The sequence below is a fragment of the Streptomyces sp. NPDC092952 genome, from assembly GCF_044754785.1.
In the GTDB taxonomy this organism is placed as follows: Bacteria; Actinomycetota; Actinomycetes; order Streptomycetales; family Streptomycetaceae; genus Streptomyces.
The window spans coordinates 547,214-569,564 of sequence record NZ_JBIVPT010000003.1 but is presented as its reverse complement, the minus strand read 5'-3'; the positions used below and the strand labels follow the sequence as shown (position 1 = coordinate 569,564).

The 22,351-nt window shown below is 69.4% G+C and carries 19 protein-coding genes, 1 tRNA gene and 4 pseudogenes; 7 read left to right on the top strand and 17 right to left on the bottom strand.

The window, feature by feature from the left end; genetic code table 11:
- Positions 1–65: 65 nt before the first annotated feature.
- The 3 genes from ACIQGQ_RS10445 to clpB all read right to left on the bottom strand — a co-directional run bounded on the left by ACIQGQ_RS10445 (position 66) and on the right by clpB (position 4,961).
- Complete coding sequence (locus tag ACIQGQ_RS10445; protein ID WP_402393135.1) at positions 66–641, bottom strand: YbjN domain-containing protein; 576 nt, start codon at positions 639–641, stop codon at positions 66–68.
- 83 nt (positions 642–724) lie between these two features.
- Positions 725–1,984, bottom strand: a complete 1,260-nt coding sequence (locus ACIQGQ_RS10440; RefSeq protein ID WP_402393132.1) for an MFS transporter — start codon at positions 1,982–1,984, stop codon at positions 725–727.
- Between the two features lie 391 nt (positions 1,985–2,375).
- Complete coding sequence (gene clpB / locus ACIQGQ_RS10435; RefSeq protein WP_402393129.1) at positions 2,376–4,961, bottom strand: ATP-dependent chaperone ClpB; 2,586 nt, start codon at positions 4,959–4,961, stop codon at positions 2,376–2,378.
- Positions 4,962–5,181: 220 nt separating this feature from the next.
- Here clpB and ACIQGQ_RS10430 point away from each other — a divergent pair, with 220 nt between their 5' ends.
- Positions 5,182–5,586, top strand: a complete 405-nt coding sequence (locus ACIQGQ_RS10430) for a pyridoxamine 5'-phosphate oxidase family protein (protein WP_402393126.1) — start codon at positions 5,182–5,184, stop codon at positions 5,584–5,586.
- A 137-nt stretch (positions 5,587–5,723) separates the two neighbouring features.
- Here the strand turns inward: ACIQGQ_RS10430 and ACIQGQ_RS10425 are convergent, their stop codons facing one another.
- Positions 5,724–6,044 carry a (2Fe-2S)-binding protein gene (locus tag ACIQGQ_RS10425; RefSeq protein ID WP_352275733.1) on the bottom strand — a complete coding sequence of 107 codons (321 nt, stop codon included), beginning with the start codon at positions 6,042–6,044 and terminating at the stop codon, positions 5,724–5,726.
- Entirely contained in the window at positions 6,041–6,376 is a 336-nt protein-coding gene (locus ACIQGQ_RS10420) for a hypothetical protein (RefSeq protein WP_402393124.1), read from the bottom strand. The genes ACIQGQ_RS10425 and ACIQGQ_RS10420 overlap by 4 nt, the downstream gene beginning before the upstream one ends.
- Before the next feature lie 140 nt (positions 6,377–6,516).
- On the opposite strand from ACIQGQ_RS10420, the gene ACIQGQ_RS10415 reads away from it, so the two are divergent.
- Positions 6,517–7,500, top strand: a complete 984-nt coding sequence (locus tag ACIQGQ_RS10415) for a helix-turn-helix transcriptional regulator (RefSeq protein WP_402393122.1) — start codon at positions 6,517–6,519, stop codon at positions 7,498–7,500.
- Between the two features lie 132 nt (positions 7,501–7,632).
- Here the strand turns inward: ACIQGQ_RS10415 and ACIQGQ_RS10410 are convergent, their stop codons facing one another.
- From ACIQGQ_RS10410 to dnaK, 4 genes are all read right to left on the bottom strand, one after another.
- Entirely contained in the window at positions 7,633–8,079 is a 447-nt protein-coding gene (locus tag ACIQGQ_RS10410) for a heat shock protein transcriptional repressor HspR (RefSeq protein ID WP_352275737.1), read from the bottom strand.
- Between the two features lies 1 nt (position 8,080).
- Positions 8,081–9,265 carry a molecular chaperone DnaJ gene (dnaJ, locus tag ACIQGQ_RS10405; protein ID WP_366288941.1) on the bottom strand — a complete coding sequence of 395 codons (1,185 nt, stop codon included), beginning with the start codon at positions 9,263–9,265 and terminating at the stop codon, positions 8,081–8,083.
- 93 nt (positions 9,266–9,358) lie between these two features.
- Complete coding sequence (gene grpE / locus ACIQGQ_RS10400; RefSeq protein ID WP_366288939.1) at positions 9,359–10,009, bottom strand: nucleotide exchange factor GrpE; 651 nt, start codon at positions 10,007–10,009, stop codon at positions 9,359–9,361.
- Entirely contained in the window at positions 10,006–11,850 is a 1,845-nt protein-coding gene (gene dnaK, locus ACIQGQ_RS10395) for a molecular chaperone DnaK (protein ID WP_366288936.1), read from the bottom strand. Before dnaK ends, grpE begins: the two co-directional genes overlap by 4 nt.
- Positions 11,851–12,364: 514 nt before the next feature.
- On the opposite strand from dnaK, the gene ACIQGQ_RS10390 reads away from it, so the two are divergent.
- Both ACIQGQ_RS10390 and ACIQGQ_RS10385 read left to right on the top strand, forming a co-directional pair.
- On the top strand, positions 12,365–14,647 hold the full coding sequence (locus tag ACIQGQ_RS10390; RefSeq protein WP_402393117.1) for a (Fe-S)-binding protein: 2,283 nt from the start codon (positions 12,365–12,367) through the stop codon (positions 14,645–14,647).
- 188 nt (positions 14,648–14,835) lie between these two features.
- On the top strand, positions 14,836–15,804 hold the full coding sequence (locus ACIQGQ_RS10385) for a Yip1 family protein (protein WP_402393114.1): 969 nt from the start codon (positions 14,836–14,838) through the stop codon (positions 15,802–15,804).
- 93 nt (positions 15,805–15,897) lie between these two features.
- On the opposite strand, the gene ACIQGQ_RS10380 is transcribed toward ACIQGQ_RS10385, so the two are convergent.
- Positions 15,898–16,398, bottom strand: a complete 501-nt coding sequence (locus ACIQGQ_RS10380; RefSeq protein WP_366289151.1) for a phosphoribosyltransferase — start codon at positions 16,396–16,398, stop codon at positions 15,898–15,900.
- 42 nt (positions 16,399–16,440) lie between these two features.
- On the bottom strand, positions 16,441–17,016 hold the full coding sequence (gene dcd / locus ACIQGQ_RS10375; RefSeq protein ID WP_366288927.1) for a dCTP deaminase: 576 nt from the start codon (positions 17,014–17,016) through the stop codon (positions 16,441–16,443).
- Positions 17,017–17,483: 467 nt separating this feature from the next.
- Here dcd and ACIQGQ_RS10370 point away from each other — a divergent pair.
- Positions 17,484–17,554: transfer RNA gene (locus ACIQGQ_RS10370), tRNA-Gly, on the top strand.
- A 163-nt stretch (positions 17,555–17,717) separates the two neighbouring features.
- Here the strand turns inward: ACIQGQ_RS10370 and ACIQGQ_RS10365 are convergent.
- From ACIQGQ_RS10365 to ACIQGQ_RS10345, 5 genes and pseudogenes are all read right to left on the bottom strand, one after another.
- On the bottom strand, positions 17,718–18,041 hold the full coding sequence (locus ACIQGQ_RS10365) for a DUF6004 family protein (RefSeq protein WP_402393111.1): 324 nt from the start codon (positions 18,039–18,041) through the stop codon (positions 17,718–17,720).
- Positions 18,042–18,115: 74 nt separating this feature from the next.
- Positions 18,116–18,685, bottom strand: a complete 570-nt coding sequence (locus ACIQGQ_RS10360; protein WP_402393451.1) for a DUF1214 domain-containing protein — start codon at positions 18,683–18,685, stop codon at positions 18,116–18,118.
- A gap of 48 nt (positions 18,686–18,733) precedes the next feature.
- Positions 18,734–18,892 (bottom strand): annotated as a pseudogene (locus ACIQGQ_RS10355) (DUF1254 domain-containing protein); the annotation flags it as partial.
- Positions 18,893–18,964: 72 nt separating this feature from the next.
- Entirely contained in the window at positions 18,965–20,098 is a 1,134-nt protein-coding gene (locus tag ACIQGQ_RS10350; RefSeq protein WP_402393109.1) for a CU044_5270 family protein, read from the bottom strand.
- Positions 20,095–20,715 carry an RNA polymerase sigma factor gene (locus ACIQGQ_RS10345; protein WP_402393106.1) on the bottom strand — a complete coding sequence of 207 codons (621 nt, stop codon included), beginning with the start codon at positions 20,713–20,715 and terminating at the stop codon, positions 20,095–20,097. Before ACIQGQ_RS10345 ends, ACIQGQ_RS10350 begins: the two co-directional genes overlap by 4 nt.
- A gap of 214 nt (positions 20,716–20,929) precedes the next feature.
- Here ACIQGQ_RS10345 and ACIQGQ_RS10340 point away from each other — a divergent pair.
- A pseudogene (locus ACIQGQ_RS10340) lies at positions 20,930–21,016 on the top strand (recombinase family protein); the annotation flags it as partial.
- A gap of 48 nt (positions 21,017–21,064) precedes the next feature.
- Positions 21,065–21,376: pseudogene (locus ACIQGQ_RS10335) on the top strand (transposase); the annotation flags it as partial.
- On the opposite strand, the pseudogene ACIQGQ_RS10330 reads toward ACIQGQ_RS10335, so the two are convergent.
- A pseudogene (locus tag ACIQGQ_RS10330) lies at positions 21,261–22,312 on the bottom strand (DUF6004 family protein). The pseudogenes ACIQGQ_RS10335 and ACIQGQ_RS10330 overlap by 116 nt on opposite strands.
- Positions 22,313–22,351 lie beyond the last annotated feature (39 nt).

Genomic DNA, 22,351 nt, shown 5'->3' with positions numbered 1-22,351 from the left:
GCGGACCGGCCCGGGGCGGCGGTCGGGTGACCGTCGCCCCGGGCCGGGGTGCGTTCGGGGGCGGGTCAGGCGTCGGTGGCCTTCTCCTCGCCGTCCGCCTGCTCCTCGCCGTCCGTCTTCGCCTCGGCGGGCGTCAGGCCCAGGCGCTCCTGGAGCCAGCGGTCGAACTGGATCGAGGCGCCGATCCAGCTGGCCGTCGAGGAGACGAAGTGCTCCAGGCTGACACCCGTGCCGGTGAGCATCTGCGCCTCACCGATGAGGCGGACCGAGACCTCGGTCTCCTCGGAGCCCTCCTCGGGCTCGTGGGTGTGGGTGTAGACCTTGGGCCACAGCGTGTTGCGGTTCCAGTCGTCGATCGCGTCGAGGAGGACCGGACGCTGGTCGACGGCGTGCGGGCGGTCGTAGAACGTCCGGACCGCGAAGACCTGCTGCTCGTCCTCGCCGCGGAACATGAAGTACACGCGGAAGTCCTCCCAGACCGCCGCGAGGTCACCCTCGCCGTCGACGCCGTACTTCACCTCCATCTGGTCGAGGAGCTGCTTGACCAGGTCCTGGTCGGGGAAAACAGGGCCCGCGGGTCCTGCCGCCTGCGGTTCGGGCTGGACGCCGAAACTCGGAATCGAGGACGGATCGATAGACATCGCTGGGTACTCCTGTGGATCGCACGTGGTTTCCTGCCGACGACCCTAGCCGCGTTTCGCCGCCAGGGCGTAGACCCCCCGGGCTACGCCTTCGCGGGGATCGCCCCGGTCCCCCGGGCCCGGGACCAGGCGGCCGCCACCAGGACGGCGCAGACCACCCCGAGGAGCCCGGAGGCCCCGATGGTGTTCGCCGAGGAGCCGGTCAGCTCGGTCACCGCGCCCCCGGCCGCCACACCGATGCCCTGCATGGCGGTCACCCCCGACCGGGCGAGCCCCAGCGCCTGGCCCCGCCGGTCGGCCGGGGTCAGCAGGACGAAGGTGGCCCCGGCGGTGATCTGGTACGCCGAGCACACCCCGGCGACCAGCAGCAGGAACATCGCCACACCCACACTGGGGTCGAGCCAGTAGGCGACCAGCGGCAGGTTCGCGGCGATCGCCAGCGGGCCGAGCAGCCGGCGCCGGGTCTCGTCCCCGACCCGGGACCGTCCCAGCAGGGCCGCGCCCAGCACCATGCCCGCCGGATGCGAGGCGAGCAGCAGCCCCACCGAGTACGCCCCGCCGCCGGCCTCGTCCGCGAACGGGGCGGCCAGCCCCTCCGGCAGGACGATGAACCCCGCGAGCCAGCCCAGCGCGAGCAGCGAACGGAGCCTGCGGTCCGACCAGATCAGTGCGGTGGCGCCGCCGACCTGGGCGCCGAGCTTCGCCGTGCGGGCCTCGGCGCTCGCCACCGGGCGGGCCTTCACCCCGAACCGGATGAGGGCCGCCGAGAGCAGGAAGGTCGCCGCGTTCACGGCCAGCGAGCGGTTGCTGCCCAGCCACGCGGCGAGCAGCCCGCCCCCGGCGAAGCCGACGAGCTGGCCGACCTGGTGGGTGATCTGCATGACCCGCTGGCCCCGCTCGTACCGCTCGACGCCGAGCACGGTGGGCATCATCGCGCCCTGGGCGGCACCGAAGGGCGCCTCGGCCAGCTGCGCCAGCACCAGCAGCCCGGCGAGCAGCGGCAACGGCATCCCGGGCAGTGCCATCAGCCCGACCAGCACCATCCGGATCAGGTCGCAGCTGACCATGACCGTACGCCGGGGGAACCGGTCCGCGAGACCGGAGAGCAGCACCCCGGACAGCAGCGCGGGCAGGGTGGTCAGGGCGTAGGTCGCCGCCGTCCAGCCCGGCGAGTCGGTACGTTCGAAAACGAGCAACGACAGTGCCACACGGGCCAGTTGGTCACCCAGGATCGACTGAGCGTAAGCAGCCCAAAGGGTACGGAATTCGCCAAGGTGAAAGAGATTGTCGGATCGGGGCTTCTTGGGCCCATTTTCTATCTCATCGCCTATCCGCTCGTTCATGCGGGCACGCTACCGGCTGCCCAATTCGGCCTCTAATCCCAGCTGTGGGCGGGGAGTCACGGGCGGGCCGCGGTGTCCTGTTTATTTGTGTCCGCCGGGGCGGACGACCTCGACCCGTGCCCTGAAGTCCCTTGTCGGAAGCGGCGTGAGGGGGTAGAGGGGGCGGCGGGGAAGCCGCCCGCGCCTGCCGGAACCAGAGGGAGCGTTTGGCGCGATATCGATGTTGAAGAATTGATCACTTCAGGTGGGGGCCGTTTCTCCGAATTCCCGAAATCGCCGTATTCTCCGTTTCCGCGACCGGGCGGCGCCCCACCCCCTACGCGCGGGAACGTGGCACCCGGCCCCTCGGATGCCACGTTCCCGAACGCCGCCCTGTCCGGGGCGTCCCCTCTCAGACCGCCGGACCGACGAGCAGGCCGTCGCCGACCCGGTCGACGCGTACGGTGTCCCCGTCCTTGACCTCGCCCGCGAGGATCTCCTTCGCCAGCCGGTCGCCGATCGCCGTCTGGATGAGGCGGCGCAGCGGCCGGGCGCCGTACGCCGGGTCGTTGCCCTCCTCTGCCAGCCAGGCCAGGGCCTCGGGCGTGACGTCGAGGGTGAGCCGGCGGTCGGCCAGCCGCTTGGCGAGCCGGTCGATCTGGAGCCGGGCGATGTGGGCCAGCTCGTCGCCGGAGAGCGCCGAGAAGACCACCAGGTCGTCGAGCCGGTTGAGGAACTCCGGCTTGAACGAGGCCCGCACGACCTCCAGGACCTGGGCCCGCTTCTCCTCCGGCTTGGTCAGCGGGTCGACCAGGAACTGGCTGCCGAGGTTGGAGGTCAGGATCAGGATGGTGTTGCGGAAGTCGACCGTGCGCCCCTGGCCGTCGGTGAGCCGGCCGTCGTCGAGCACCTGGAGCAGGATGTCGAAGACCTCGGGGTGGGCCTTCTCGACCTCGTCCAGCAGCACGACGCTGTACGGGCGGCGGCGGACCGCCTCGGTGAGCTGGCCGCCCTCCTCGTACCCGACGTATCCGGGCGGGGCGCCGACCAGCCGCGCCACACTGTGCTTCTCGCTGTACTCGCTCATGTCGATGCGGACCATGGCCCGCTCGTCGTCGAAGAGGAAGTCGGCGAGGGCCTTGGCCAGTTCGGTCTTGCCGACGCCGGTCGGGCCGAGGAAGAGGAACGACCCGGTGGGCCGGTCCGGGTCGGCGATCCCGGCGCGGGTGCGGCGTACGGCGTCCGACACCGCGCGCACCGCCTCGCCCTGACCGATGAGGCGCCGGCCGAGCTCGTCCTCCATGCGCAGCAGCTTCTGGGTCTCGCCCTCCAGCAGCCGCCCGGCGGGGATGCCGGTCCAGGAGCCGACGACGTCGGCGATGTCGTCCGGGCCGACCTCGTCCTTGACCATGGTGTCCTTGGCGGCCTCCTGCTCCGCCTCGGACGCCTCCGCCAACTCCCGCTCCACGCCCGGGATCTCCCCGTACAGCAGCTTGGACGCGGTGTCGAAGTCGCCGTCGCGCTGGGCGCGTTCGGCCTGGCCGCGCAGCTCGTCGAGGCGTTCCTTCAGCTCACCGACGCGGTTGAGGCCCTGCTTCTCCTTCTCCCAGCGGGCATTGAGGCCGCGCAGTTCCTCCTCCTTGTCGGCGAGGTCGCGGCGGAGCCGCTCCAGGCGCTCCCGGGAGGCGGGGTCCGTCTCGTTCCTGAGCGCCAGCTCCTCCATGTGCAGCCGGTCGACGGCGCGCTGGAGCTCGTCGATCTCGACCGGCGAGGAGTCGATCTCCATCCGCAGCCGGGAGGCCGCCTCGTCGACCAGGTCGATCGCCTTGTCGGGGAGGAAGCGGGAGGTGATGTAGCGGTCCGAGAGGGTCGCGGCGGCCACCAGCGCGGAGTCCGCGATGGAGACCTTGTGGTGGGCCTCGTAGCGGCCCTTGAGACCGCGCAGGATCGCGATGGTGTCCTCGACGCTCGGCTCGGCCACCAGCACCTGCTGGAAGCGGCGCTCCAGGGCCGGGTCCTTCTCGATCCGCTCGCGGTACTCGTCGAGCGTCGTCGCGCCGACCATGCGCAGCTCGCCGCGGGCCAGCATCGGCTTGAGCATGTTGCCCGCGTCCATCGCGGAGTCGCCGCCGGCGCCCGCGCCCACGACGGTGTGCAGCTCGTCGATGAAGGTGATGATCTGGCCGTCGCTCTCCTTGATCTCGGAGAGGACGGTCTTCAGCCGCTCCTCGAACTCGCCGCGGTACTTCGCGCCCGCGACCATCGCGCCGAGGTCGAGCGAGACCAGCCGCTTGTTGCGCAGCGACTCGGGGACGTCGCCCTTGACGATGCGCTGGGCCAGGCCCTCGACGACGGCCGTCTTGCCGACGCCGGGCTCGCCGATGAGCACCGGGTTGTTCTTCGTACGGCGGGACAGCACCTGGACGACCCGGCGGATCTCCTGGTCGCGCCCGATGACCGGGTCGAGCTTGCCCTCGCGCGCGGCCGCGGTGAAGTCCGTGCCGAACTTCTCCAGCGCCTTGTACTGGCCCTCCGGGTCGGGTGTGGTCACCCGTCGTCCTCCCCTGCTCGTCTCGAACGCGTCCAGCAGCTTCTTCGCACTGGCCCCCTGACCGGCAAGGATCTCACCGGCACGGCCGCCCTTGGCGGCGATGCCGATCAGCAGATGCTCGGTGGAGACGTAGTCGTCGCCGAGGTCCCGCGCCCGCTCCGCGGCGTCCGTGACGACGGCGAGCAGTTCGCGGTTGGGCTGCGGCGGGGCGACGGTCGATCCCGTGACGCTGGGCAGCGAGCCCAGCAGCCGCTCGGTCTCGGACCGCACGGCGATCTGGTCGGCGTCGACGGCGGCGAGCAGATCGGTGATGTTCGCGTTGTCCTCACCCGCGAGGAGCGCCAGCAGCAGGTGCCCCGGGGTCAGATCGGCGTGCCCGTCCTTCACGGCCCTGGTGGTGGCCGCGTTGATGGCGTCCCGGCTCTTGTTGGTCAGCTCGGCGTCCACGTGCGCTCTCTCCTCCTGACTCGACCAGCGTGCGTAAAGTTGAGTCTACCCCACTCAAGTGAATGTTGAGTCCACTCCACTCAACTTGTTTCGGGGGCCTTCCGTGCCCGTACCGGACGGTTCCGCTGTTCCGAGTGAACCGGCCGCACGGGCCACCCGCCACCGCAGCCCGCCCCGCCCGGCCGGGAACGCCGGGGCGGCGGGCCGTAGGGTCTGCCCCATGGCAGTCGACGTGACGAACCCCGGCCCCGAGTACCTCGCCTTCTGGCGCGCGCGGCACGTGTGCACCCTGACCACGCCGCGCCCCGACGGCACCCCGCACGTGGTGCCGGTGGGCGTGACGTACGACCCCGAGGCGCGGCTGGCACGGATCATCACCGGCCGGAACACCCGCAAGGCCCGCAACGTCCTGGCCGCGGGCCCGGACGGGGCACGGGTCGCCGTCTGCCAGATCGAGGGGCGCCACTGGGCGACGCTGGAGGGGCGCGCGACGGTGCGCACGGAGCCGGAGGCGGTGGCCGAGGCGGTGCGCCGCTACACGGAGCGCTACGGGCGTACGCCGAGGCCGAACCCGGAGCGGATCGTCATCGAGATCGCCGTGGACCGGGCGCTCGGCAGGGCCTGACCGGCCCGGTACCCCGGGGCGCCCCGGACCCGTCCGGGAGCCGTCCGGGAAAAGCACAACGGCGCCATCGTGTTCAGGTCACGATGGCGCCGTTGTGTGGGGGAGTGACTGAGCGACATGGAACGACGGGGGATCGCTCAGGCACTGCGGGGGGTGGCGGAAATAGTCTCTGGCTCGAACAGCTGGTGGTCACGCCGGTCGAGGTTCACGAAGATCATGTCGTACCGGATCGCGCAGCGGACGGGCTGCGGAGCTCCACGCGGCTTGCGGAGACACCGGTAGGCGCGTACTTCGTCGTCTTCTTCGCGTGCGACAACGATCGGGTCGCCGAACAGAGTGACCATCAACGAGTCGCCACGGTGGGGAACGGCGGTGACGAGGTCGATGAAGTGCCAGCCCGATCGGTAGGCGGTGGCCATCTCCCGTCGGAAGGTCCGGTCGTCCGGCGGGATGGTCATGCGCTCGTACGGGCCGTGACGGAGGGGGAGACCCAGCCGATGTCGGACGACGTGGCGGGCGCGACCCAGCCGATGTCGGACGACTTCGCAGGGGAGACCCAGCCGATGTCGGACGCGGGCGAGACCCAGCCGATGTCCGACGACCCCGCGGGCGAGACCCAGCCGATGTCGGACGACGTGGCAGGCGCGACCCAACCGATGTCGGTGGCCTGGACGGTCCAGCCGATGTCGCCGCCGGCGGCACGGTCCTCGCTCCAGCCAATGTCGCTGCCGCCCAGCAGCCCGATCCCCAGGGCCGCGACGAACGAGACGGCAAGCGCCGAGCGATGCATTCGCTTATACATAGTCGGCTTCGTCCTCACTTGTGGATTCTTCTCCCCCGCACTTAAGACGATGTCTCACCTGAGCACGCGAGCACCACCAAGTGGATGCATCATGTTCTTGCATGTTCAGGAACCTGGGGGGTGACGATATGACCACAAGTGACGCAAAGCCGACACATCCTCACGGGATCACCGAACTGTGCGATGCGGGAGCACGCCTTTACGCCGGCGCTTTGCGACTGGGACGGATCGCCCGCGTCGAAGTGGAACCGGCTCCCTGCCTCATGGAGTTCGCGCTGCTTCATCCCGATCCGGACGACCCGACCTGGCTCCGCCCCGTTCCGCCGTCCACCGCTCTCGCGCAGCATCTGCACCCCATAGAGCGCGAGATCCTGGAGCGGCGCAGGCACTCGGTCGAGCTGACGGAATCGTTCGAGCCGTTCATGGACATCAGCACCGTGGGGCCGCCCACCACCAATGCCATCACGGTGCTGGAAGGCGCGAACCGGATCAACGCGGCCCTGGACCTCGCCACCGCAGAGTGCCGCACCGAGGTGCTCACCGTCCAGCCCGGCGGCGGGCGGAGCGAGGACCGCCTCATCAAGTCGCTGGAGCGGGGCCTGTCCGTCGTCCACCGGGGCGTCCGGATGCGCACGCTCTACCAGCACACCGTGCGCCACAGCCCCAGCACCCTCGCGTACGCGGAGCGCATGGACGACGCCAACGTGGAGATACGCACGCTGGAGGAGCTGATCGGCCGCCTCATCGTGTTCGACCGGACCGTCGCGTTCATACCCGCCAGCGACGACGACCAGATCGCCCTGGAGCTCCGCAACCCGGGACTCGTGCACTACCTGGTCAACGTGTTCGAACAGTTCTGGACCAGGGCGGCGCCGCTGCGCGAGGAGGTCAAGTACGAGCCGACCTCGCTCGGCATCAGCGGGGTCCAGCGGTCCATCGCCCAACTCCTGGTGGAGGGGCACGTGGACGACTCCATAGCCCGCCGGCTCGGCATGAACGTCCGCACCTGCCGCGCCCACGTCGCCAAGCTCGCCGCCGCCCTCGGCAGCAACAGCCGGGCCCAGCTCGGCTATCTGATAGCCCGCTCGGGCATCCTCGAAGAGGACTCCTGACCGCTCGTACGGACCCGTGCGGACCCGTGACGGCACAAGGGGCGTCCCGGGAACGGCCGAAGGGCCGGGAGCCGTCCCTCAGGACGCCTCCCGGCCCTTCTCCGCCTGTCGGGCCGTCGCGCGGCCCCGTTCTCAGCCCTTCGGCCGCTTGGGCCGCCAGACCACCAGCGCACTGGTCTGCTGCACGTCCTGGTACGGCACCAGATCACGCCGGTACGAGGCGTGCACCTGGGCCTCGCGCTGCTGCATCGCCTGCGCCGCGCCGTCCACGGCCGCCGACAGCTCGGCGACGCGCTGCTGGAGCGCGGCGACCTGGTTCTCCAGCTCGATGATGCGCTTGATGCCGGCGAGGTTGATCCCCTCGTCCTGCGACAGCTGCTGCACCGTGCGCAGCAGTTCGATGTCGCGGGCCGAGTAGCGCCTGCCGCGCCCGGCCGTGCGGTCGGGCGAGACCAGGCCGAGGCGGTCGTACTGGCGCAGGGTCTGCGGATGGAGCCCCGAGAGCTGGGCCGCGATCGAGATCACGTACACCGGTGTCTCATCGGTCAGTTCGTACGGATTGCGTCGTCGGCCGTCCACCTCAAGCTCCCTTCGCGGCCTGGAACAGTTCGGCCCGCGGGTCGTGGCCCGCGGTCGCCCGGCGGTACGCCTCCAGCGCTTCCCGGGCCTCGTCGCCGAGGTCCTGGGGAACCGCCACCTCCACGGTGACGAGCAGGTCGCCCCGGGTGCCGTCCTTGCGCACGGCGCCCTTGCCGCGGGCCCGCATCGTACGCCCGTTGGGCGTGCCGGCGGGCAGCTTCAGGGTGACCGGAGGGCCACCGAGCGTGGGCACCTTCACCTCGCCGCCGAGCGCCGCCTCCGTGAAGTCGACGGGGACGGTGACCGTGAGGTTGTCGCCCTTGCGGCCGAAGACCGGGTGGGCGTCGACGTGGACCACGACGTACAGGTCGCCGGCCGGACCGCCGCGCTCGCCCGGACCGCCCTTGCCGCGCAGCCGGATCCGCTGGCCGTCCGAGACGCCCGCCGGGATCCTGACCTGCATGGTCCGGGAGGACTTGGCGCGCCCGGACCCCTTGCAGACGTCGCACGGGTCCTGGGCGATGAGGCCCCGGCCCTTGCAGTCCACGCAGGGATCGGTGAGCGAGAAGCCGCCGCCGGAGCCGCGCGAGACCTGGCCGGTGCCGAGACAGGTCTGGCAGACCCGGGGGGTGCCGTTCTTGTCACCGGTGCCGGAACACGCCTTGCAGGGCGCCTGGCTGGACATCCGCAACGGGACGGTGGCCCCGTCGACCGCCTCGGTGAAGCTGAGCGTCACCTCGGACTCGATGTCCTGGCCGCGCCGCGGCTGCACCCGCGTCCCCGTACCGCCCCGGTTGAACAGGCCGCCGAAGACATCGCCCAGGCCGCCGCCGCCGAAGCCGCCGGCACCGCCCTGGCCGCCGCCGCCCTGGGCACCCCCGAAGAGGTCGCCCAGGTCGAAGTTGAAGTTGCCGCCCGCGCCGCCGGGGCCGGCCCGGAAGCCGCCGTTGCCGAAGAGGGCGCGGGCCTCGTCGTACTCCTTGCGCTTCTTGCTGTCACCGAGGACGTCGTTCGCCTCGGAGATCTCCTTGAAGCGCTCCTCCGCCTTGTCGTCGCCCTTGTTGGCGTCCGGGTGGAACTCGCGGGCGAGCTTCCGGTACGCCTTCTTGATCTCGGCGTCGGTGGCGTCCTTGGGGACGCCGAGGACCTTGTAGTAGTCCTTCTCGACGAAGTCCTTCGTGCTCATCGACGTCCCTCCTTCCGGACGATCGGCCATGCGGCCGGCGCGTGGGCCGGTCGCATGGCCGGGCGGTGGGCCACGAGGTGGTCGGACGGAATGTCAGACCTCCTCGGTGCCACCGCTCTCCTCGTCGGTTGCCTTCTCTTCCTTGGCGGCCGCCGGGGTCGCCCCCGGCTGGGGCTCGGCGACCGCCACCCGCGCGGGGCGGATGGTGCGCTCGCCGATCCGATACCCCGGCTGCAGGATCGCCACGCAGGTCGTCTCCGTGACGTCCGGCGCGTACGAGTGCATCAGGGCCTCGTGGATCGTCGGGTCGAAGGGCTCGCCCTCCTTGCCGAACTGCTGCAGGCCCAGCTTGGCGACGACCGTCTCCAGGGACTCGGCCACCGACTTGAACCCGCCCACCAGCTCGCCGTGGTCCCGGGCGCGGCCGACGTCGTCGAGCACCGGCAGCAGCTCGGACAGGAGGCCCGCCACGGCGATCTCCTTGACCGTGGCCCGGTCCCGCTCGACGCGGCGGCGGTAGTTCTGGTACTCGGCCTGGAGCCGCTGGAGGTCGCCCGTGCGCTCGTTGAGCGCCGTGCGCACCTGGTCCAGCTGGGCCGTCAGGCCGACTGTCTGCACTCCGTCCCCGGCCGGGGACGCCTCCTCCTCCGCAGAGGGCTTGGCGTCCTTCGGCTCGGCTCCTTCAGAGGTGGCGCCGGAGGGGACGTCGGGCTTCTCCTCGAAGCCCGGAGTCTCCTCGGTCACACCGCACCGCCCTTGGCGTCCTTCTCGTCGTCCACGATCTCGGCGTCCACGACGTCGTCGTCGGCCTTGGCCTGCTGGGCACCCTCGCCCTGCGGAGCACCCTCGCCCTGGGCGTTGGCGTACATCGCCTGGCCGAGCTTCTGGGAGACGGCCGCGACCTTCTCGGTGGCGGTACGGATCTCGGCGGTGTCCTCGCCCTTGAGCTTCTCCTTCAGCTCGGTGAGCGCGGTCTCCACCTCCGTCTTCACGTCACCGGGGACCTTGTCCTCGTTGTCCTTGAGGAACTTCTCCGTCTGGTAGACGAGCTGCTCGCCCTGGTTGCGCGACTCGGCGGCCTCGCGGCGGCGGTGGTCCTCCTCCGCGTACTGCTCGGCCTCCTCACGCATCCGGTTGACCTCGTCCTTCGGCAGCGAGGAGCCGCCGGTGACGGTCATCTTCTGCTCCTTGCCCGTGCCGAGGTCCTTCGCGGCGACGTGCATGATGCCGTTCGCGTCGATGTCGAAGGAGACCTCGATCTGCGGGACGCCGCGCGGGGCCGGCGGGAGACCGGTCAGCTCGAACATGCCGAGCTTCTTGTTGTACGCCGCGATCTCGCGCTCGCCCTGGTAGACCTGGATCTGCACGGACGGCTGGTTGTCCTCGGCCGTCGTGAAGATCTCGGACCGCTTGGTCGGGATCGTGGTGTTGCGCTCGATGAGCTTGGTCATGATGCCGCCCTTGGTCTCGATACCGAGGGACAGCGGGGTGACGTCGAGGAGCAGGACGTCCTTGACCTCGCCCTTGAGGACACCGGCCTGGAGCGAGGCGCCGATGGCGACGACCTCGTCCGGGTTCACGCCCTTGTTGGCCTCCTGGCCACCGGTCAGCTCCTTGACGAGCTCGGCGACGGCCGGCATACGGGTGGAGCCACCGACGAGAACGACGTGGTCGATCTCGGAGAGCGCGATGCCCGCGTCCTTGATGACGTTGTGGAACGGGGTCTTGCAGCGGTCCAGGAGGTCCGCGGTCAGCTGCTGGAACTGCGAGCGCGTGAGCTTCTCGTCCAGGTGCAGCGGGCCCTCGGCGGACGCCGTGATGTAGGGCAGGTTGATCGTGGTCTCGGTCGAGGACGAGAGCTCGATCTTCGCCTTCTCCGCGGCCTCGCGGAGACGCTGGAGAGCCATCTTGTCCTTGGACAGGTCCACGCCGTGCCCGTTGGCGAACTGCTTCACCAGGTAGTCGACGACGCGCTGGTCCCAGTCGTCGCCACCGAGGTGGTTGTCACCGTTGGTGGCCTTCACCTCGACGACGCCGTCGCCGATCTCCAGGAGCGACACGTCGAAGGTACCGCCACCGAGGTCGAAGACGAGGATCGTCTGGTCGTCCTTGTCGAGCCCGTACGCCAGGGCGGCGGCGGTCGGCTCGTTGACGATGCGCAGGACGTTGAGGCCCGCGATCTCGCCGGCCTCCTTCGTGGCCTGGCGCTCGGAGTCGTTGAAGTACGCGGGGACGGTGATGACCGCGTCGGTCACCTTCTCCCCGAGGTACGCCTCGGCGTCGCGCTTCAGCTTCTGCAGGATGAAGGCGCTCATCTGCTGCGGGTTGAAGCTCTTGCCGTCCAGGTCGATCTTCCAGTCAGTGCCCATGTGGCGCTTGACGGAACGGATCGTCCTGTCGACGTTCGTCACTGCCTGGCGCTTGGCGACCTCGCCGACCAGCACCTCGCCGTTCTTCGCGAAGGCGACGACGGACGGCGTGGTCCTGGCGCCCTCTGCGTTGGTGATGACGGTGGGCTCGCCGCCTTCCAGAACGCTGACGACGGAGTTAGTCGTGCCCAGGTCGATGCCGACCGCACGTGCCATTTCGATTCCTCCAGCTTGACTACTTGAGTGGAACTGACTCAAGGATGCACGACACCCACCCCACTGTCAACAGACCTGAGTCGACCTGACTCAACTATCGTGCACACCCCTCACGCCATCCGCCTCCGCCGCGGCGCACGACACCCCCCGACCCCCGACGCCGCCACCCCTCCCCCATCATCACCTCATGGGATCGTTCTGTCACAAAATGCCGAAATCTACACAGAGCACCCACCCCGATTACCGAACTTCCGATCGAGAGGGAACGATGCGGGTACGAACATCGACGCGGACGCGGGCGCGAGCGCGCACGCGCGGGCACACACGCGGAGAACAGGTACCGGCACGGGTACGGGTGAGCGACACAGATCACCGCCTGTCCGGCTACAGAGCGGCGGAATAAGTGGGTAGTGTCAGCACAGACTAATTAAGTTACTGCTTAGTAATCGCAGATGATCCCAGTATCCGCTCATCGACACTGGGTCCCACCCTCGCAGGCCCGAGGAGCCCCCAAATGCAACTCGCCGCGATCATCGTGTCGCTGGTGCTGACCGTCGTCGCCGTTGCGCTCATCGCCCGAGCCGTCGCGCAGATCTACCGGTTCGTCAAGCTCGGCCAACCGGTTCCGGCAGGCAGCCGCACCGATCATCCCAAAGAGCGCACGATCACCCTGGTCAGGGAGTTCCTCGGCCACACCCGGATGAACCGGTGGGGGATCGTCGGCTTCGCGCACTGGTTCGTCGCCATCGGCTTCCTGACCCTGCCGCCGACCCTGGTCCAGGCGTACGGGCAGCTCTTCCAGGCCGACTGGGTCCTGCCGATCATCGGCGACTGGGCCCCGTTCGAGATGTACACCGAGTTCATCGGTCTGATGACGACGGTCGGCATCCTCGTGCTGATCGCCATCCGGCTGCTGAACCTGCCCTCCCGGGCCGGCCGCAAGTCCCGTTTCGCGGGCTCCAAGGCCTGGCAGGCGTACTTCGTCGAGTACGTCATCCTCACCATCGGCCTCGCGATCCTGACCCTGCGCGGTCTGGAGGGCGCGATCCACCACGTGGAGGGCTACGAGGCGTCGTACTTCGTCTCGTACCCGCTGGTGCTCGCCTTCAAGGGGCTGGCGACGGGCACGCTGCAGAACCTCATCTACTTCGTCGCGATGATCAAGATCGGCGTCTCGCTGATCTGGATGATCACCGTCTCGCTCAACACCAACATGGGTGTCGCCTGGCACCGCTTCCTCGGCTTCCCGAACATCTGGTTCAAGCGGAACGCGGACGGCGCGACGGCGCTCGGCGCGCTCCAGCCGATGACCTCGGGCGGCAAGGAGATCGACTGGGAGGACCCGGCCGACGACGCCGTCTTCGGTGTCTCCCAGGTCGAGCAGTTCTCCTGGAAGGGCATCCTCGACTTCTCCACCTGCACCGAGTGCGGCCGCTGCCAGTCGCAGTGCCCCGCCTGGAACACCGGCAAGCCGCTCTCCCCCAAGCTCCTGATCATGTCGCTGCGCGACCACGCGCACGCCAAGGCCCCGTACCTGCTGGCCGGCGGCGGCAAGACCATGGAGGGCGAGGAGAAGGCGTCCGAGGAGCAGCTGAAGGACGTACCGGCCGCGGCCCTCGCCGAGGCCGAGCGCCCGCTGATCGGCACCGTCGAGGAGAACGGCGTCATCGACCCGGACGTCCTGTGGTCCTGCACCACCTGCGGCGCCTGCGTCGAGCAGTGCCCGGTCGACATCGAGCACATCGACCACATCGTCGACATGCGCCGCTACCAGGTGATGATCGAGTCCGCGTTCCCGTCCGAGGCGGGCACGATGCTCAAGAACCTGGAGAAGAAGGGCAACCCCTGGGGGCTGGCCAAGAAGCAGCGCGTCGAGTGGACCAAGGAGGTCGACTTCGAGGTCCCGATCGTCGGCAAGGACGTCGAGGACCTCACCGAGGTCGACTACCTGTACTGGGTCGGCTGCGCCGGCGCCCTGGAGGACCGGGCCAAGAAGACCACCAAGGCCTTCGCGGAACTGCTGCACATCGCGGGCGTCAAGTTCGCGATCATGGGCGGCGACGAGAAGTGCACCGGTGACTCCGCCCGCCGCCTGGGCAACGAGCCGCTGTTCCAGCAGCTCGGCCAGGAGAACGTCGCGATGCTGAACATGGCGTTCGGCGAGTCCCTCGACGAGGACGGGGGCGTGGACGACTCCACGAAGAAGGCCAAGTCGGCCAAGAAGATCGTCGCGACCTGCCCGCACTGCTTCAACACCATCGCCAACGAGTACCCGCAGCTCGGCGGCGAGTTCGAGGTCATCCACCACACCCAGCTGCTCCAGCACCTCATCGACGAGGGCAGGCTGGTCCCGGTGACCCCGGTGGAGGGCCTGATCACGTACCACGACCCGTGCTACCTGGGCCGCCACAACAAGATCTACACCCCGCCGCGCGAGATCATGGACAAGGTCCCCGGTCTGCGCCAGCAGGAGATGCACCGCCACAAGGAGCGCGGCTTCTGCTGCGGCGCCGGCGGCGCCCGGATGTGGATGGAGGAGCGGATCGGCAAGCGCATCAACAACGAGCGCGTCGACGAGGCCCTCTCGCTGAACCCGGACATCGTCTCCACCGCCTGCCCGTTCTGCCTGGTCATGCTGACCGACTCGGTCAACGGCAAGAAGAACGACGGCCAGGCGAAGGAGTCGGTCCAGGTCGTCGACGTCTCGCAGCTGCTGCTGGACTCGGTCAAGACGCCGGCCGACCCCGCCGGGGAGGCGGAGTCCGAGGACGCTCCGGAGCCGGAACCGGTGAAGTAGTTCCGCACGGACCGCGCGTCGGCAGCGGCCGGATCCGCCTCGGGGGCGGGACCGGCCGCTGCCGCCTTTTCCGGCCTGGGGCAGGCCCCCCGGGGTTCCCCTAGGGGATGTCACAGCTCGGCCGCAATGGCGGGCCCGCACCCCAGGCCCTCTGACCGGACCGGCCCGTACCAGGTACGTTCAGTGACGTGGCTGGATTCAGGATCGGACGCGGCCGGGACAACCGCACCCCGCAGCAGGCGCAACAGCAACCGCGGCAGCAGCCGTACGGCACACAGGCACCACCGCCGTACGGTCAGCAGTCATGGCCCCCGGCGGGAGGCAACGCGGCCCCGCCCCCGTACAACGGCGGCTACGGCAACGGCGGCGGCCAGGGCGGTTACGGGCAGGGGCACGGCGGCGGCCAGGGCGGCGGCCACGGTGAGCCGGAGTACTTCGGCGACCCGTACCAGCAGCCCCACCACCCCCGGAATTCGCACCACCCCCACGGCGCCCCGCAGCCGGGCGACCCGTACGCCGACGCCCCCGGCCACACCCAGGCCTTCAGCATCGGCGAGGACCCGTACGGCCCCGGCGACACCTACCGCGCCGGCCAGGCCCCCGCCCAGCCCGCGGGCCCCCGGCTCCCGTGGAAGCAGCTGCTCAGCGGCATCGTGCTCCGCCCGGGACCGACGTTCTGGCAGATGCGCGACTACCCCGTCTGGGGCCCGGCGCTCATCGTCACCTTCCTGTACGGGCTGCTCGCGCTCTTCGGCTTCGACCAGGCCCGTGACGACGCGATCCACGCGACGATCTCCACCGCGGTGCCCTACGTGATCATCACGGGCGTCGGCTTCGTCCTCGGCGGCCTGGTCCTGGGCATGGTCACCCACACGCTCGCGCGCCAGCTCGGCGGCGACGGGTCCTGGCAGCCGACCGTGGGCCTGTCGATGCTGATCATGTCGATCACGGACGCACCGCGCCTGATATTCGCGCTCTTCCTCGGCGGCGAGAACTCCCTGGTCCAGATTCTCGGCTGGGCGACCTGGCTGGCCTCGGCCGCGCTCTTCACCTCGATGGTGAGCAAATCCCACGACCTGCCGTGGCCGAAGGCACTGGGCGCCTCCGCGATCCAGCTGATCGCATTGCTGTCGATCATCAAGCTCGGCACGCTCTGACACACGGTCCCCGGCCCGCCCGCGGACAAACGACTGAAGCCCCGGCACTTCCCGTGCCGGGGCTTCAGTCGTTTGTCCGCACCGTGAGGCGCCTCAGGCGTCGAGAACCTGGCCGCTGCGTCGTACGACGGGCTTCTCCACGCTCCACGGGAAGTTGATCCAGTTGTCGGTCTTCTTCCACACGTACTCGCACTTCACGAGCGAATGCGACTTCTCGTAGATGACCGCGCTGCGCACCTCGGCGACGTGATCGATGCAGAAATCGTGCACCAGCTTCAGCGTCTTCCCGGTATCGGCGACGTCGTCGGCGATCAGCACCTTCTTGTCGGAGAAGTCGATCGCGTTCGGAACCGGTGCCAGCATGACCGGCATTTCCAACGTGGTACCCACTCCGGTGTAGAACTCCACGTTCACCAGGTGGATGTTCTTGCAGTCCAGCGCGTAGGCCAGTCCACCGGCGACGAAGACCCCGCCGCGCGCGATGCTGAGCACCACATCGGGCTCGAACCCGTCGTCCGCCACGGCCTGTGCCAGCTCACGCACGGCGCGGCCGAACCCCTCGTAGGTCAGGTTCTCGCGCTCGTCGGTCGTCACAGCACCACTCATGTCACCGCTCATGTCACCGCTCACGGGGCATCACACCTGGGTCCGATGGAAATTCATGAAAGAACGCGAAGCGGTGGGCCCGCGCTGGCCCTGGTACCGCGACCCGTACCGCTCGGAGCCGTACGGGAACTCCGCCGGCGAGCTCAGCCGGAACATGCACAGCTGCCCGATCTTCATTCCCGGCCACAGCTTTATCGGCAGCGTCGCGAGATTCGACAGCTCCAGCGTCACGTGCCCGGAGAAACCGGGGTCGATGAAGCCGGCGGTCGAATGCGTCACCAGCCCGAGCCGCCCCAGCGAACTCTTCCCCTCCAGCCGCGAGGCGATATCGTCCGGCAGCGAAATGACCTCGTACGTCGAGGCCAGCACGAACTCACCGGGGTGCAGGATGAAGGCCTCGTCCCCGTCCGGCTCGACCATGCGGGTCAGATCGGCCTGCTCGACGGCCGGGTCGATATGCGGATAGCGGTGGTTCTCGAACACCCGGAAGTAGCGGTCGAGCCGCACATCAATGCTCGACGGCTGCACCATCGACGTGTCGAACGGATCAATACGTACACGTCCGGCGTCGATCTCGGCCCGGATGTCCTTATCTGAGAGAAGCACGTCCCGAGGATACGCAGAACGCGCGGGCCCACCCCAATCAGGTCCGCCCGCGCGCCTGCCGTCAACCGCTACCGCCGCACGGAAACCACGGGCACGGCATGCCGCAGCCGCGCACAGCGCGGACAGCGGATGAGCCGCCCCGGACCGATCCGCCCGGCCCCGAGCTGCTGCATCGGGAACGTAGCGGTAGCGAAAACGTGCCCTTCGGCACAGCGGACGACGGTGCGCTCCATGGAGTCCATCAAGTCCCTTCCCCAACCAAACCGTGGACGAAACCGCCACATTAGGGGATGAACGGGACGCCGCTCCACGCGGCACTCCGACCCCCCACGCTACGCCCCAACTCCCGCCCACCGCACCCGCGTCCACCCACCCCTCACACCAAGAAGGCCCCACGGCTCAAACGCCGGGGACCTGGCATGGGGTACAGTGTGCGACGGTAGCCGCCGATCGGGCGGGCTGCTTTCGCGGGTGTAGTTTAATGGTAGAACATGAGCTTCCCAAGCTCAGAGCGCGAGTTCGATTCTCGTCACCCGCTCTTCTACGAAGCCCTAGGTCAGCGGCCTGGGGCTTCGTCGTTGTCTAGACCTGTCGGGGCCTGCGTGCCATTCGCGTGCCATACGGGCCCTCATGCACCATCAGGTCAGGCGCCGATCCACAGGGCCGGGCTGAGCTCCGCCGACTGCATGCGGGCCGGGCCGTCAGTCGCTGACCGACGCCAACTCACCGGCCCACGTGTCGCGCATAACCAGCCGGACGTCGGTGATGCGCGCCTTGGTGGTGCCGGACTCCGTCACCAGCGAGACATCGGCACTCTCGGCGCGCAGCTCGGTGCCGCCGGCCTCCAGGCCGCCGGGTCGGCCAAGGAGCGGTACCGCCGCGTCCGCGGAGAGGGTTCCGGTGGGGGTGGAGAGCTCAAAGTGCGCGTTCAGGTGGAGGCCTGCCGGGTAGGCGACGCGGCTTACTCGTACGGGACGGCGTGCCGGCACCCGCCGCCCCTCGATCCGCTGTTCTGCGAGCGGCATCCGGACCGAGGCGGACACTCGAAGGTGGAAACGCACAGGAGTGGCGCGCTCGCGGCGCTCTACCGGCAGGCCGGTTACTCGGCCCTGGTGAGGGCGGGCGGCCAGTCAGCCGGGATCGCGTCGGTTTGCGGGGCGTAGAGCCGCAGGGTGATGGTGAACTTGCCGCTGGTAGGGATGGGGAGCCAGTTCGTCTTGTCCAGGGAGTCGTCCTCGGGCGCGGGGGCGGTGAAGTGGCCGACGGCGTAGACCTCGGCGGCGTTGGCGACCAGGAAGCTGTCGGCGTCGTAGGCAGTCAGTGACCAGAACGCATCGACGGGCGGCAGCTGACCGGCGGGGAAGGTCAGGGTGTAGGGGATCGGCTTGCCGGCGCTGTCCGTCGAGGGGCCGCCGGTGCTGGGATAGAGGGCGTCCTCGGGGAGATGGGCGGCCAGGCCGAACATGGCGACGTAGGCGCGCTGCAGGTAGTCGGTGCCGTAGGAGCCGATGTCCGTCTTGACGAAAGTCCAACCGTTGATGGGGGCGGGGCCCTTGTGGTTGGCGATGAGCCTGAGGCCCTCTTCCTTGGCCTGGTCCAGGACCTTGGCGTCGGGGAGTCTGGCAGGGTCGTAGGGGTAGACGCCCAGCTCTGCGAGGGTGGCGCTCATGGCCGGATCCGGCGGGTTGAGCGGGGTGGTGGGCAGCAGTCGCACCAGTCTCTGGTAGGCGGTGACGTTCGCCACGTCATCGCCCGTGTTGAACATCTCGATCCGGCCCATCAGCCAGACCGTGTCGGTCCCCATGGGGACCTGATGGACGTCGTCGGGGAGTTCGCCCTCCCAGCCCGGTCCGGTCAGCGCGTAGGCGTAGACCTGGGCGCCGGAGGACGGATCGGTGGTCGGGGCGCCGAGCGGCCTGGGAGGAAGAACCGGTCCCGGTGTCGAAGGTCAGGTGGCTGTACCCGGAGAAGGCTTCTGGCCGGCCTTGTCGACGACGGCGCGTTCGGTCACGGCGGTGCTGACCAGGATGCGTCCGGCTTTGCCGCCGGCGCTGTCGTCGTTGATGAGGACGGTCCGCTCGCCGAGGTAGGTGAGCTTGTCCTTGTCGAAGATCCATTCGGTGCGCTGGTTGCCGTGGTCCTGGCTGACGGCCACGCCGTGCCGGCCGGACGCGTCCACGGCGTCGTCCACGACGTTCACCCCGGGGATCTTGGCCGCGGCCTTGTAGAGTGCCGCCCCGATCCGCGGGGGCATCAGGGACTCGCGCAGCGCGTCGCCGATCGTCTGGAACGCCTCCTGGTCGGGGTTGAGGTTCTTGTCCACGCCGGTGTTCTGGGCGTAGACGGCTGTCAGCAGGGCGTCGGGGTCGGTGGGCAGGGAGGCCAGGTACGTGTAGGTGGGCAGCTGGAGGGAGGGCTTGGTGTTCTTGCCGAGGCTGACGCCTTCCTTACCGGGCCGGATGCCCGGGTTGAGGGGCTCGGTGAGGAGACCGTCGCGGCTGCCGTTGACGGAGAACCATGCCTGTCGGGGGTGGGTGGTCCCGGTGCCGTCGTCGTTGTACTGGGCCTTGGCGCCGTCGCCGTCGGCGCCGATCTCCTTGCTCGCGCCGTAGACCTGGCTGGCGATGTAGATGTACTGGTCGTCACGGACCTGCGGGGCAGGGGTGCTGGCGGCGACGGCGGCGATGCGGGTCAGCAGCTGGACGGCCTGGGGTGACGCGCCGCCGGGCCCGCGCTCGCTGACCGAGCCGCCCGGAGCACTGCCCGCCTGAGGGACTGTGGTCGGGGCGTTGGAACCGACGGCGGTCACCGCGATGACCGCAGCCATCGCCCCCGCGGCCAGCGACGCCCCGAGGACCAGTCGGCGCCGGGGACGGCCGGGGGCGGCCGCGTCGGCCAAGCGCCGGCGCAGTCCGCCTGGCTGGTGGGAGGTGTGGGTGGTGTCCTGGTTGATCTGTCGCATGAGGAGTTCCTTGTGGTGGAGGTGGCGGCCCGGCGGCAGGTCCCGTTCGGCCGGGGCCGGCAGCAGCCGGGCCATCTCCTCGCGCTCAGCCTGTGCGGGCCGGTACGGGGTGTCGTTCACCGGGTTCCCTCCTGGACGGACAGGACCGCGAACGCGGCCTCACTCTCTACCTCTCCGCGCCCCGGGCGCGGTTCCCGCTTTTCTTCGGCCAGTTGTCGGTCGGTCAGGTCCCGCAGCCTGACCCGGGCGCGCGACAGGCGTGAGCGCACAGTGCCCACCGGCACCCCCAGCGCGTCAGCGGCCTGCTGGTAGTCCAACCCCGACCACACGCACAGCGCCAGCACCTCCCTCTCCTGACGGCGCAGGCCCCGCACCGCCCGGTGAACCGCGTCCAGGCGACGGGCGTCGTCGATCCGCCCGGCCGCCTCGTCCGCGAAGTCCGCCACCGGCTCCGGGGCGGGCACCCGGGCCAGGAAGGCGAAACGCCGACGGACACCGCGTCTGGCGTTGTGCGCCTTGTTCGTCGCGATCCCCAGCAGCCACGGCCGCAGCGATCCCCCCTCCTCTCCGACCTTCTCCCTCGTCCGCCAGGCGTCCAGGAACGTCGCCGACATCACGTCCTCGGCCACCGACCAGTCGCCGGTCAGCCGGAAGGCATGGTTGTACACCGCCTTCGCATACTGCTCATAGAGCTCGCCGAACGCCGCGCGATCGCCCGCGCGTATCCGCTCCCGCATCCCATCTCCTCACTCACGCCCGCACCGGGCCGTATCACCTTCTCTCTCCGCACACACAGCAGGGTTCCCAGAACGGCACCAAGAAGAATTCCGGGCGTGAGCGTGCCACTTGAACCCCACCCGTTCGAACCCCTGACCGCCGAGCCCGCGATGCGGACCGAGATCCTCATCGCGGGCTCGGGTCTCCACCGGCGGACAGAAGCTCAACCGCCAGATCGACGCCCTCGCCGCCACCGGCTGCCGGCGCATCCTCGCCGACAAGAAGTCCGGCAAGGACGACCTGCGCCCCGCGCTCAAGGCCTGCCACGCCTTCCTACAGCGCGGTGACACCCTGGTGGTGCCCGCAGTCGACCGCCACGGCACCCCGCTGGCCGTCACGCTCACCGGCGGCAACCGGCATGACGTCACCCAGCTCATACCGCTTTGGGACGCGGTCCCACCGATCCACGGTCTGCGGGGGCGGCCCCGTCGCAGGCCCCAGCGGCTGTTCGCCGACCGGGGCTACGACTTCGAGAAGTACCGCCGCCTGCTGTGCAAGCGCGGCATCAAGCCGAGGATCGCCCGACGGGGCGTCGTCCACGGCTCCGGACCCGGCACAGTGCGCTGGGTCGTTGAGCGGGCCTTCGCCTGGCCCCACCAGTTCTGCCTGTGGCGCCTTCGAAAGTCATTCTGAAACGATCAGTAAGGCTGTCCTCCTCGCCCTTGCCGTACGTGCCGGTCGAGGGCTGCGCCCAGCTCACCCGCAGCATGACACGCCCACCCAGTTCGGCACAGTCGCCGACCACCGCCAGGCGGGACAGCTGGGCCAGCACCCCGCGGCCCCGGTCGTGCTTCTCGGGGCCGAACAGGAGGATCTCCGCACCGCCGGCCCTGCGGTGGTCTCCTGCGAGGTCCACCTTCACGGTCTTGCCGTCGACCGCGAGGGTCAGGGAACCCTCCAGAGTGCTCTGGATGATCACCGAGGGTCGACGATCATGGTCGTGAAGGAGTTCGGGCCCTTGGCGAAGAAGAGCGTTGCCGCTTCGGTGGCCGGCTGGTTGTTGTCATCGGACGCGTACCAGGCCACCGACGGGTCGGCAGCGCGGATCACGTTCGTCGCCGACCGGGCTTCCGCGTTCCCTCCGAGCGACGCGTCAGGGAAGGGGCCGGTCAGCGGCTCCTTGAAGGGCGGCACCCTGTCCACGGAACCGGAGGTGTCGATGCCGTCCTTGTTGACCAGCCGCAGTGTGCTGGTCTCGATGATCCCGAACCGGCGGAGCTGGAACTCCGCAGGGAAGTTCGTACCGGCCACGGCCTGCCGGACACTGCCCTTGCTGGACTGGAAGGGGTTCGTGAGTATCTGGATGCGGTCGTTCAACTCGTAGCTGTAGCCCTTGATCCCGACCTCGAGAGCGGAGATCAACTCGGCATCGAACGACGCGCGCCCCTTCTCGTCGACCTCGTGCTCGAAACCGGGCATGGGCCACTTGTTGATCTGCGTGAACCCGGAGAAGACGATCGTCTCCCGACGCCCGTTCTCCTGGTCCTCGCCGAAGACGACGGTCGCGGCAGCGAGAACATGCCCGCGGATCGGCTTCGGTTCGTTGTTCAGGTCCATGTACGTCTCGTTGGCGCTCATCGGGCCATGTCCTCCATC

What these genes read in the sequence shown, in the direction of transcription:
- ACIQGQ_RS10445 (WP_402393135.1), bottom strand. Translation starts at nt 641, where the DNA reads ATGTCTATCGATCCGTCCTCGATTCCGAGTTTCGGCGTCCAGCCCGAA.
- ACIQGQ_RS10440 (WP_402393132.1), bottom strand. Translation starts at nt 1,984, where the DNA reads ATGAACGAGCGGATAGGCGATGAGATAGAAAATGGGCCCAAGAAGCCC.
- ACIQGQ_RS10430 (WP_402393126.1), top strand. Translation starts at nt 5,182, where the DNA reads ATGGCAGTCGACGTGACGAACCCCGGCCCCGAGTACCTCGCCTTCTGG.
- ACIQGQ_RS10425 (WP_352275733.1), bottom strand. Translation starts at nt 6,044, where the DNA reads ATGACCATCCCGCCGGACGACCGGACCTTCCGACGGGAGATGGCCACC.
- ACIQGQ_RS10420 (WP_402393124.1), bottom strand. Translation starts at nt 6,376, where the DNA reads ATGCATCGCTCGGCGCTTGCCGTCTCGTTCGTCGCGGCCCTGGGGATC.
- ACIQGQ_RS10415 (WP_402393122.1), top strand. Translation starts at nt 6,517, where the DNA reads ATGACCACAAGTGACGCAAAGCCGACACATCCTCACGGGATCACCGAA.
- dnaJ (WP_366288941.1), bottom strand. Translation starts at nt 9,265, where the DNA reads ATGAGCACGAAGGACTTCGTCGAGAAGGACTACTACAAGGTCCTCGGC.
- dnaK (WP_366288936.1), bottom strand. Translation starts at nt 11,850, where the DNA reads ATGGCACGTGCGGTCGGCATCGACCTGGGCACGACTAACTCCGTCGTC.
- ACIQGQ_RS10390 (WP_402393117.1), top strand. Translation starts at nt 12,365, where the DNA reads ATGCAACTCGCCGCGATCATCGTGTCGCTGGTGCTGACCGTCGTCGCC.
- ACIQGQ_RS10365 (WP_402393111.1), bottom strand. Translation starts at nt 18,041, where the DNA reads ATGCCGCTCGCAGAACAGCGGATCGAGGGGCGGCGGGTGCCGGCACGC.
- ACIQGQ_RS10360 (WP_402393451.1), bottom strand. Translation starts at nt 18,685, where the DNA reads ATGAGCGCCACCCTCGCAGAGCTGGGCGTCTACCCCTACGACCCTGCC.
- ACIQGQ_RS10345 (WP_402393106.1), bottom strand. Translation starts at nt 20,715, where the DNA reads ATGCGGGAGCGGATACGCGCGGGCGATCGCGCGGCGTTCGGCGAGCTC.